We start from the raw sequence: 10,851 nt of genomic DNA on the forward strand, positions 1-10,851 counted from the left end.
ACTGCTGAGTGCAATGGCAAAAATATGTGATGTCTCGCCGGGCGATGACTGTTGCCGGGGTGTGCGGTGATTGTCCTGTGGTTGGACGCTCTCGCGGTTTCTCGGCGCGGATGCTGTGGTCGTCGCGCCTCACCCTCAACACACTGTGCCTATCGGGCTCGGGATGGTGCTGCACTTGGGCACCAAAAAGATCAAGCTTCGGTGCCGGGGCAGGCGCGGGTCACGGAGGGGACATCTGGTGGGGTGGTGCGCGTCTTGGGCGCGCGCTGGAGGCGTACGGCGTACGCTGGGGCCGTGCTGGGACTGCTGCTGCGGTTGTCGGCGCTCGACGCCGATGCTGAAAGCGCTGTGCGGGTCATCGCGTATTTCGATGCGCTGGTGGCCGGGCACGCGAGTGCCGCCGCGCTGGTGCAGGCCACTGCGCGGCTTGCCGAATGTCCGGCGGGGCTGGTGGAGGCCGCGAGCGGGCGGGGGCCGCGGGCCGTGCCCGGTGGGCCGGTCGAGGAGGCGGTGCCGCCCAAGGGGGCGGCCGTGCGGGAGGTCGGGGCCGGGGCGGGGACGGTGTGGCTGGAGCGCGAGGGGCCGGCGCGCCCGTTGGACGCGATCGTCCTGGAGCGGTTCGCGGCGGCGGCCGCGGTGACGTTGGAGCGGGCCGCGGCGCAGGTGCTCGCGGGTGGCGATCCGGCCTTGGTGGAGCTGGCCCTGTCCGCGGGGGCGGGGGAGGCCGAGCGCGCTCGGGCGCTGCGCCTGCTCGGGTTCGGGCCGGGGGCGCGCCTTCAGGTTCTCGCGGTGGCGGGGAGCGGGGAGGACGGCGCGGCGCTGGCGGGGCGGCTGCGGGCGGCGGGGCACCACACCCGTACGGCCCGGATCGACGGTGTCGTGGCCGTGCTCACGGCCGCCGGCTCCGAGGCCGGGGGCGTCTCCTCCGATCGGTGCGGCGCGCCGGGCGGGTGGCGGGCCGGGGTGGGTCCTGTCGTGGCTTCAGGGGCGGGGTTGGCGGAGTCCTGGGAACGGGCGCGTACGGCGCTGCGCTTCGCGGGCGCGAGCCCCGGCGCTCAGGTGGTGCGCTGGGCCGACCTCGGGGCCCTCGCGCTGATCGCCGAGCACGTGCCGGACGAGGCCATCGCCGCCCTCCCCGACGTGCGGGCGGTGCGGGAGCTGGCGCGACGGCCGCACGGCGCCGAGGCGCTGGAGGCCGTACGGGCGCTGTGCGAGGAGGGCACGGTGCGGCGCGCCGCGGCTTCCGTGCACCTGCACCACAGCTCGCTCGCCGCCCGGATCGCGCGAGCCGAGGACGCGCTCGGGTTCTCGCTGTCCTCGCCCGCCGGCCGGATGCGCGCCCACCTGGCGCTCACCCTCGCCGCACTCCGCCCGGTCTGATCTCCGGCCCTGGCGCGGGTGCTGCCCGGCCGTGTCTGGCGATCCCTGCGGGGAGGACACCGGGTGGGACGGTCAGCGGTAGGGCGTTGCGGCGTACTGGGCGGTGAGTTCGTCGGCGCGGTCCCAGGGGGACCAGGGGACCTCGCGGCCGTCCAGGGCGGCGGTGAGGAGGTCGAGGGCGACGTGCCAGCCGGCCGCGGCGGGGGCGCCGGTGTCGCGCTCGTCGAAGACGTTGGTGAAGACGAGGCGGCAGGCGGTGTCGCCGTGCGGTTGGAGTTCCCAGCGCAGGATCTCGTTGCCCCAGGTGTACTCCAGCAGGCGGGGCGGGTCGGCGGCGATCACCTCGCCGTACGACGCGGTGTCCTCGTCCTCGGCGATGTCGAAGCGCCGTTTGGCCTCGGGTTTGAGCTCGAAGCGGAGCGCGGCGCCCGCCACGGCGTGGAACTCCACCAGCACGGGGAACCAGGCGGCGAGGTGGCCGGGCTCGGTGAGCGCGCGCCAGACCTTCTGCGGCGGGTGGTCGAGCACCCGCTCGAACCGTACCGCGAACCGGCCGTCGTCGGTGGCGACGAGGTCTCCCAGCATCCTGGCCTCCTTTGTATGCCTTAAGAAGTATATAGCGGAATGGGCATGTACCCTGCCGATGGTCATGTGGCGGACAGGTGAAATTTCCTTTCACTACATCTTTGTAGATTGAAAGGAGTAACCAGGGCGCGGTTGAGTTCGGGCGTGATCTCTGCACTTCGCCCCCTGGGCGTGGTCTCGCTCGCCTTCGTGCTCGCGGCCGGTGTCGCCGGGCCCGTACGCGCCGAGCCCGCGCCCACCCCGGCGCCCACCGCCGTCGCCGAGGACGCGCCGCCCGAGTCGTCGCTGCGCGAGCCCTCCACGCTGCTCGTCGCGCCCGGCGCGACCCACCTCGACACCGCGAGGCGGACCCGGCCGGTCGCGCCCGGCGTCACCCTCACCTCCTTCGACCGCTACGACGCCGCCGGCTGGCTGCGCGCCGACGCCGTCACCGCCGACCTCGGCGGCGGCGAGGACGGAGTGCGCGCCGACTACGTCTTCTCCGGCGAGGTGTCCCGCACCGAGCCGCTGTCGGGCCCCGCCGGGCGCACCCGGGCCGTCGCGGCCGTCAACGGCGACTTCTTCGACATCAACAACTCAGGCGCCGCGCAGGGCATCGGCATCCAGAGCGGCAACCTGGTGCAGTCGCCCGTCGCCGGGCACCCCAACGCGGTGGCGATCTCCCCTGACGGCGTGGGCCGCGTGGTGTCCATGGCCTTCGACGGCACCGCCACCCCCGAGGGCGGCGCCCCGATCAAGCTCACCCAGTTCAACCAGATCGTCCAGTCCGGCGGCGTCGGCCTGTTCACCTCGCTGTGGGGCTCCTACACCCGGGCCCGCGCCGTCGAGGGCGCGTCCGCGGTCACCGAGGTCACGCTGACCGACGGGAAGGTGACCGGCGTCGCCACCACGGCGGGCACCGGGCCGATCCCGGCCGGCACCACCGTGCTGCTCGGCCGCGACGCCGGGGCCGCCGCGCTCGCCGCGCTCAAGACCGGCGACCGGGTGGAGATCGCGTACGCGCCCAAGGCGTCCGACGGCGGCGCGGTGCACGCGGCCGTCGGCGGCGCGCAGGTCGTGGTCAGGGACGGCGTGCCGCAGGTCTCCTCCGACACCGCCGCCCACCCCCGCACCGCGGTCGGCTTCTCCAAGGACGGCCGCAAGATGTACATGCTCACCGTGGACGGCCGTCAGGTGGACAGCCGCGGCGTCACCCTGACCGAGCTGGGCCGGATGATGGCCGAGCTGGGCGCGCACAACGCGCTCAACCTGGATGGCGGCGGCTCCTCCACCATGCTGGCCCGCGAGCCCGGCTCCGGCACGGCCCAGGTGGAGAACAGCCCGTCCGACGGCGGCGAGCGGCACGTGCCCAACGGCCTGGCCCTGTACGCCCCCGAGGGCAGCGGCAGGCTCAAGGGCTACTGGGTGGAGACCGCGATCGACCCGGTCAAGGCGCCGGGCGCGGGCCCGGTCACCGGCGGGCGCACCGACCGCGTCTTCCCCGGCCTGACCCGCAAGCTGACCGCCGCCGGCTACGACGAGACGTACGGCCCGGCGTCCGGCGCGGCGAAGTGGCGCACCAGCAGCGCCGCCCGCGGCAAGGTCGCCGCCGACGGCACCTTCCGGGCCCTGACGCCCGGCACGGTCACCGCCACCGCCTTCCGCGGCGCCGCCAAGGGCGAGATCGGCCTCACCGTGCTGCAGCCCCTGACCAGGATCGGCGCCACCACCGACCGGGTCGGCCTGGGCGGCGCGGGAGCGCGCGGCACCTTCGGCGTGGTCGGCTACGACCGCGAGGGCAACACCGCGCCGATCGAGCCCGCCGACGTGACGCTCGACTACGACGAGACGCTGCTCGACGTCACCGCCTCCGCGCAGGGCCACTTCACCGTCACCGCCAAGAAGGCGGTGGGCTCCGGGCTGGTGACCGCGAAGGTCGGCCGGGCGAGCGTGTCGGTGCCGGTCACGGTCGGGTACGAGGACGTGCCGGTCGCCGCCTTCGACGACGCCGCGTCCTGGAGGTTCGCCGCCGCCCGCGCGACCGGCTCGCTGTCGGCCGTCCCCGGGCAGAGCGGCGGCGGGCTGAAGCTGTCCTACGACTTCACCCAGTCCACGGCCACCCGCGCCGCGTACGCGAGCCCGCCGCAGCAGATCACCGTGCCCGGCCAGCCGCAGGCGTTCTCGCTGTGGATCAACTCCACCGGCAAGGGGGAGTGGCCGAGCCTGGAGTTCTACGACGGGCAGGGCCAGTCGCAGATCCTGCGCGGCCCCTACCTGACCTGGACCGGCTGGCGGCAGGTCGAGTTCACCGTCCCGGCGGGCGTGTCCTACCCGCTGCGGCTGCGCCGGTTCTACGTCGCCGAGACCAAGGCCGCCGCCTCCTACACCAACGAGATCGTGATCGACGGCCTGACCGCCAAGGTGGCGCCCTCGATCACCGCCCCGGCCGGGCCCCGGGTGAGCGACCCGGTGGTGGCGGACGGCGCGGACGTGGCCGCGATGCCGTGGCGGTTCGCGGTGATGTCGGACGCCCAGTTCGTTGCCAGGGCCCCCGACAGCGACCTGGTCGCGGGCGCCCGGCGCACGCTGCGCGAGATCAAGGCCGCCCGCCCCGACTTCCTGCTGATCAACGGCGACCTGGTGGACGAGGCGTCCCCCGAGGACTTCGCGCTGGCCAAGCGGGTGATCGAGGAGGAGGTCGGCGACGCCTTCCCGGTGCACTACGTGCCGGGCAACCACGAGGTCATGGGCGGCGCGATCGACAACTTCAAGGCGGCCTTCGGCGCGACGTACGGGACGTTCGACCACAAGGGCACCCGGTTCATCACCCTGGACACCTCCAGGCTGAACCTGCGCGGCGGCGGCTTCGACCAGGTCGCCATGCTCCGCGACCGGCTGGACGCGGCCGAGAAGGACCCCCGGGTCGGCTCGGTGGTCGTCGTCTTCCACGTGCCGCCGCGCGACCCGACGCCGGCCAAGGCCAGCCGGCTAGGCGACCGCAAGGAGGCGGCGCTGGTGGAGGACTGGCTCGCGGAGTTCCGCCGCGAGACGGGCAAGGGCGCCGCGTTCGTGGGCGCGCACGTCGGCACCTTCCACGCCTCCCGCGTGGACGCCGTCCCGTACGTGATCAACGGCAACTCGGCCAAGACCCCGTCCACCCCCGCGGACGACGGCGGGTTCACCGGCTGGTCGCTGTGGGGCGTGGACCCGGTCACGGCAAGGGAGGCCGAGCGGGTGCGGCGCGACCGCTTCGGCGCCGCGTCCCCGTGGATCTCCGCCGAGCTGCGCCCGCACGTGGACGGGCTCGCCCTGGACGCCCCCGCCTCGCTCCGGCCCGGCGCCTCGGCCCGGGTCGCCGCGACCATCACGCAGGGAAGCAGGACGGTGCCGGCGGCGTACCCGGTCTCGGCCGGCTGGTCCGGCTCGCCGAACCTGCACATCGGCTCGCGGAGCGGGGCCAAGGCGCGCCACGCGGCGGTCCTCGACCCGGCCACCGGTACGCTCACCGCTCTGCGCCCCGGCCAGGTGACGATCGCGGTCACCGTCAACGGGGTCACCGAGCGGCGCGAGGTGACCGTGGCCGGCGAGGAGAAGGCGGCGGCGTGACCGGTTAGATGAGCCCGCGGTCGCGGGCGTACACGGCGGCCTGGGTGCGGTCGCGCAGGTCCAGCCGGGTGAGGATGCGGGAGATGTGGTTCTTGACCGTGCCCTCGCTCAGGTGGAGCCTGGCGGCGATCTCCCGGTTCGTCGCGCCGCCCGCGACCAGCCGGAGCACCTCGGCCTCCCTCGCGGTCAGCACGCCGTCGGGGGAGGCCGTCGCCGTGGGCGGGGTCGTGGCCGTGGCCGGGGCGGGGCGGGCGAGCGCGGCGGCGAGGCGGGCCGTCGCGGCGGGGTCGAACTGGGCCACGCCCGCGTGCGCCAGCCGCACCGCCGCGGCCAGCTCGCGGGCCGGCAGGTCCTTCAGCAGGTAGCCCGCCGCGCCCGCGCGCAGCGCCCGCACGACGTACTCCTCGTCGTCGAAGGTGGTCAGCATGACCACCCGGCACCGCGGCGCCCGCTCGCGCAGCACCGCCACCGCCTCGACGCCGTCCATGCCGGGCATCCGCACGTCCATCAGCACCACGTCGGGGTCGAGCTCCAGCGCCCGCTCCACGGCCTCGCGCCCGTCGCCGGCCGTGCCCGCCACGGCGATGCCGGGCTGGATGTCCAGCAGCGAGGCGATGCTCTCTCTGATCAGCCGCTGGTCGTCCACGACCAGCACCCGGACCTCCGCCTCGCTCACTTGGCCCCCCGCGGGATCGTCACCGTCAGCCGGGTGCCCTCGCCGCTCCCGCTGGTGATCTCCACCCGGCCGCCCGCGAGCCGCACCCGCTCGCGCATGCCGAGCAGCCCGAAGCCCTCGCTTCCGGGCGGGAAGCCGCGCCCGTCGTCGGCCACCACCAGCCGGGCCGCGTCATCGCCGAGGTGCGCGGACACCACCACCTTCGTGGCCGCCGCGTGCCGCCTGCTGTTGGTGATCCCCTCCTGCGCGGCGCGGTAGAGCGCGGCCAGCGCGGGCGCGGGGTAGCCGTGCTCGTCGCCGGAGAAGTCCAGCGTCACGGTCAGCCTGCCGTCGTCCACCTGGCGGGAGACGAGGTCGCGCAGCGCGGCGGCCAGCTCGAAGCGGTCCTCGGGGACCCGCTCGGCCTCGGCGCCGGCGCGCAGCATGCGCACCGAGCGGCGCACGCCCTCCAGCGCCCGCCGCGCCGCGCGGTGGGCCTCGGCGACCGCGGCGTCGGCGGTGCCGGGGTCGCGGCCCCGGAAGGCGGTGGCCTTCTCCAGCAGGACGGCGATGGCGGTCAGGTCGTGCCCGAGGTCGTCGTGGATGTCGCGGGCCACCCGGTTGCGCTCGGCCGCGGCCGACAGCTCGGCCACCCGCCCCGCGTACTCGGCCAGCCGCTCGCCCGACTCGCGCAGCCGGGCGCGGGCGCGGCGCTCCTCGACGGCGACCGCGGCCATCGCCATGGTCAGCACCAGCCCGATCGCGAACATCAGCAGGTCGGAGACCCGTTCGATGTCGGCGTACCAGCGCGGCGCGCCCAGCTCGTAGCCCGCGAAGACCAGGCCGAGCGTGGCCACGGCCAGCGCGACGGCGGCCGCGCGGCCGAAGGCGAAGTACGCCGTGAACGGGACCAGCACGAACAGCGCCCGCGCCAGCCCCGACCCGTCGGCCGTCGCCACCACGACGTACAGCGCCACCCGGGCGGCGAGCAGCGCCGCCGCCGTGGCGCGCGGCGCGCCCTCGGGGTGGCGGCGCCACTCGGCCAGGTCGAGCGCGAGCAGCGCGGCCAGGCCGCCCGCGAACAGCGGCAGGCTGGTCGCGCCGAGCCCGCGCGACCACGCGTACAGCCCCGCGGCCAGCACCGCGCCGTACAGCACGGCCGACACCCACGGGACGGGCCGGGAGAGGGACACGACCGCCAGCGTACGCGCGCCGCGCCCCTCCCGGCGTGCCCGCCCGCTACCGGGCATCCCCGGCCGCGGCCGTGGCCGGGCGCACCGCCGGGGCGGCGGCCGGGCCGCGCAGCGCCGCGGCCGACAGCCAGACCAGCGACACGCACACCAGCAGGTGCACCAGGCTGGTCAGCGGGGTGTCGGGCAGCGGCGCGAGCGCGGCGAGCAGCACCAGCGCCACCCCGTAGCCCAGCACCGGCACGGCCGGCAGCACCCGGGCGCGCGCCATGGACACGCAGAACAGGATCGTCCCGGCCACGAACACCCCCATGCCGCCGTAGACCGCGATCCGCGCGGGCCCGGCCAGCACCTCGGCCGCCACGGCGGGATCGAGGTGGAACAGCGCCACGTTCAGCATGAACCCCACGCCGCCGAACAGCGACAGCCCGATCATGTTGACCGCGAACGCGAGGGTGTGGAACCCCCGGCCGCCGCCCTGCGCCAGATACAGCGCGGTGACGACCGGCGCGCCCAGAGTCCCGCCGATCCCGATCACCAGGCTCGTCGCCGTCGTCTCTCCGGTGAACGCCTCCACCACCCCCGGCACCCCGATGCACAACCCCAGCACGAACCCGCACACCGCCCCGAACCGCACCAGCCACGCCGTCATCTCACGCCGCCTTCCTTGCTGACCTGCCGGACAGCCCCAGACGCTAGGCGCCGCCCGGGTCACGCCAGTAGTGCCATCCGGCCAATCCCGGCCGCCCGGGCGGCATGTGCCGGTCAGGGGGTCCGGTCAGTGGGGCCATGTGCCGGTCAGGGGCCATGTGCCGGTCAGGGAGCATGTGCCGGTCAGGGAGCATGTGCCGGTCAGCGGGCATGTGCCGGTCAGGGGGCGAGGGGAGGCAGCGACTCGGCGGCGGTCTCGCGGTCGGCGCCGGTGGCGGTCAGCAGGTCCACGATCAGGGAGCGGAGCAGGGCGGTCATGACGTTGACGGAGAAGCTGGTGGGGCCGGTGGGGATCTCCCGCAGGCGGGGGATCACGTTCAGCACGGCCTGGCGGGCGGTCTCCGGGTCGCGGCCGGTGGCCAGCTCGTCGCGGAGCAGCAGGGAGGCGCGGGCCAGGGCGTGCAGGGCGTCCACGAGCGGGCCGGGGACGTCGGAGCCGCCCTTGAGCGCGGCGGTGGTGCGGCGGGCCAGGACCCGGGTGTTGCGCAGCGCGTGGTCCAGGGGGACGCGGGTGGCGTCGTAGCGCAGCAGTTGCGCCCGGCGGCGCCAGCGCAGCGGGGAGATGGTGGCGATCTCGCGGCCGGTGCGCACGGCCTCCTCGAACTCGTCGATCACGCCCTGGGTCTTGCGGACCTCGCGCAGGGCCAGTTCGGCGAGTTCCGGGTCGCCGTCCTCGATGGCGTCGGCCGTACGCTCCAGGGCGTCGGCCAACGCCTCCAGCACCGCCGAGGCGTGCCGGTGCGCCAGCGCGGCCGGGCTGGTGGGCAGCAGGGCGACCATGGCGATGCCGAGCACCCCGCCGACCAGCGTGTCCACCATGCGGTCCAGCCCGCCGGTCCCCGACGGCGGCAGCAGCGTGGCCACCAGCACGGCCGAGGAGCCGGCCTGGAGCGAGATCAGGGGGGCGCCGTCCAGCAGCGCGGCGGTGCCCATCGCGAGCGCCACCACCAGCGCGATCTGCCACGCCCCCGAGCCGATCATCGAGATCAGCAGGTCGCCCACGCCCACGCCCACGGTCACCCCGGCCATCAGCTCCGCCAGGCGGCGCAGCCGGCGGCCCGTGGCCACGCCGACGCAGATCACCGCGGCGATCGGCGCGAAGAAGGGCCGCGGGTGGCCGACCACCTCGCGCGCCACCACCCAGGCCAGCCCCGCCGCCACGGCGGTCTGCACGATGGTGGGCGCGACGTAGACCAGCCGCTGCCACCGCTCGCGCGCGCCCGCCCGCAGCCGCGCCAGCCTCCGCCCGCCCCGCTTGCCGTTCGTCATCCCGTTCTCACGTGCTCTCGCCGTCGCTCGCGCGCGTCGTCCCCGGAGCCCTCCGGGCGCCGGTCTCGCCGTCCGTCGATCCCGGTTTCGTGCGCTCCCGGTCCGTCGCTCGCGTGCGTCGTCCCCGGAGCCCTCCGGGTGCCGGTCTCGCCGTCCGTCGATCCCGGTTTCGTGCGCTCCCGGTCCGTCGCTCGCGTGCGTCGTCCCCGGAGCCCTCCGGGCGCTGGGCTCGCCGTCCGTCGATCCGGCTCTCGTGCGCCCCCGGTCCGTCGCTCGCGCGCGTCATACCCAGAGCGTGGCGAACCAATGTGGTGTTTTGGGATTTACGGGCACTTTGCGGTGGGTCTTCCGCTCCGAGGGCTTTCCGCGCGATCGTGAACGGCATGAGACCACGATCCAGAACGTTCATCACGATCGTCCTGCTGTCACTGATCTCCGTGTTCGCCGCCGCCCCCGCGCAGGCGTCCCAGTCCGCGCCCTTCCCCGGTAGCTTCCCGCTGCCCGCCGGGTTCCAGCCCGAGGGCATCGCGATCGGGCCCGGCCCGTACGCGTACTTCGGCTCGCGCGCCACCGGGGCCGTCTACCGGGCCGACCTGCGCACCGGTGCGGGGCGGATCGTCAACCCCGGGCCGGGCACCCCCTCGCTGGGCATGAAGACCGACGCCCGGGGACGGCTGTTCGTCGCGGGCGGCAGCGGCGGCGACGCGCGGGTGCTGGACGCGCGCACCGGGGCCGTGCTGGCGACGTACCGGCTGGCCACCGGTGCGGCGTTCGTCAACGACGTGGTGCTGACCAAGGACGCGGCCTACTTCACCGACTCCACCAACCCGGTGCTGTCCAAGCTGCCGCTCGGCAGCAAGGGGACGCTGCCGGCCGCGCCGGTGCAGACCCCGCTCACCGGCGAGATCGCGTACGGCGCCGGCATCAACGCCAACGGCATCGCCGAGACCCCGGACGGCCGGGCGCTGCTGATCGTGCAGTCCAACACCGGCGCCCTGTTCCGGGTGGACCCGGACACCGGCGCCGCCGCCAAGGTGGACCTCGGCGGCGAGACGCTGGTCAACGGCGACGGGCTGCTGCTGCTCGGCCGCACGCTCTACGTGGTGCAGAACCGGCTCAACACCGTGGCCGTGATCAAGATGAGCCGCGACGGGCGCTCCGGCCGGGTGACCGAGCGGCTGACGGACCCGCGCTTCGACGTGCCCACCACCGTCGCCGCGTTCGGCGACCGGCTGTACCTGCCCAACGCCCGCTTCACCACCACGCCGGCGCCCGACACGCCGTACGACGTGGTCGCGATCGAGCGCTGATCGAGCGCCGACCCCGGCGGCGGGGCCGCGCGCCGCACCGGCGCGCGGCCCCGCGCCCGTCACGGTGAGGCGCAGGTGTAGCCGGACGGGGTGGCGGTGTTGCCGTTGGGGCGGCTGACCTGGAAGCCGAAGCTCGTGGAGGCTCCGGCGCCGAGGTTGCCGTTGT

Annotated in this window: 8 protein-coding genes; 3 read left to right on the forward strand and 5 right to left on the reverse strand. The window is 75.1% G+C overall.

From position 1 onward, the window contains the following. The first annotated feature begins 294 nt into the window (after positions 1–294). Positions 295–1,380, forward strand: a complete 1,086-nt coding sequence (locus HNP84_RS49690; protein WP_185057153.1) for a helix-turn-helix domain-containing protein — start codon at positions 295–297, stop codon at positions 1,378–1,380. A 72-nt stretch (positions 1,381–1,452) separates the two neighbouring features. Here the strand turns inward: HNP84_RS49690 and HNP84_RS49695 are convergent, their stop codons facing one another. Then, the gene (locus HNP84_RS49695) at positions 1,453–1,965 is read right to left on the reverse strand and encodes an SRPBCC family protein (protein WP_185057154.1); all 513 of its coding nucleotides are present in this window, start codon (positions 1,963–1,965) and stop codon (positions 1,453–1,455) included. A gap of 144 nt (positions 1,966–2,109) precedes the next feature. Here HNP84_RS49695 and HNP84_RS49700 point away from each other — a divergent pair, with 144 nt between their 5' ends. After that, positions 2,110–5,550, forward strand: a complete 3,441-nt coding sequence (locus tag HNP84_RS49700; RefSeq protein WP_312927440.1) for a phosphodiester glycosidase family protein — start codon at positions 2,110–2,112, stop codon at positions 5,548–5,550. 4 nt (positions 5,551–5,554) lie between these two features. On the opposite strand, the gene HNP84_RS49705 is transcribed toward HNP84_RS49700, so the two are convergent. From HNP84_RS49705 to HNP84_RS49720, 4 genes are all read right to left on the reverse strand, one after another. Continuing rightward, the gene (locus HNP84_RS49705; RefSeq protein ID WP_185057155.1) at positions 5,555–6,226 is read right to left on the reverse strand and encodes a response regulator; all 672 of its coding nucleotides are present in this window, start codon (positions 6,224–6,226) and stop codon (positions 5,555–5,557) included. Continuing rightward, a complete protein-coding gene (locus HNP84_RS56620) occupies positions 6,223–7,398 on the reverse strand; it encodes a sensor histidine kinase (protein WP_221337738.1) in 1,176 nt (391 codons plus the stop codon). The genes HNP84_RS49705 and HNP84_RS56620 overlap by 4 nt, the downstream gene beginning before the upstream one ends. A 46-nt stretch (positions 7,399–7,444) precedes the next feature. Continuing rightward, entirely contained in the window at positions 7,445–8,047 is a 603-nt protein-coding gene (locus HNP84_RS49715; protein WP_185057157.1) for a hypothetical protein, read from the reverse strand. Between the two features lie 218 nt (positions 8,048–8,265). Next, on the reverse strand, positions 8,266–9,375 hold the full coding sequence (locus HNP84_RS49720; RefSeq protein ID WP_185057158.1) for an FUSC family protein: 1,110 nt from the start codon (positions 9,373–9,375) through the stop codon (positions 8,266–8,268). A gap of 383 nt (positions 9,376–9,758) precedes the next feature. Between HNP84_RS49720 and HNP84_RS49725 the strand changes: the two genes are divergently transcribed. Then, positions 9,759–10,685, forward strand: coding sequence for an SMP-30/gluconolactonase/LRE family protein (locus tag HNP84_RS49725; RefSeq protein WP_185057159.1), 927 nt, complete (start codon positions 9,759–9,761; stop codon positions 10,683–10,685). Positions 10,686–10,851: the final 166 nt, after the last annotated feature.

The sequence above is a fragment of the Thermocatellispora tengchongensis genome, assembly GCF_014202315.1.
In the GTDB taxonomy this organism is placed as follows: Bacteria; Actinomycetota; Actinomycetes; order Streptosporangiales; family Streptosporangiaceae; genus Thermocatellispora; species Thermocatellispora tengchongensis.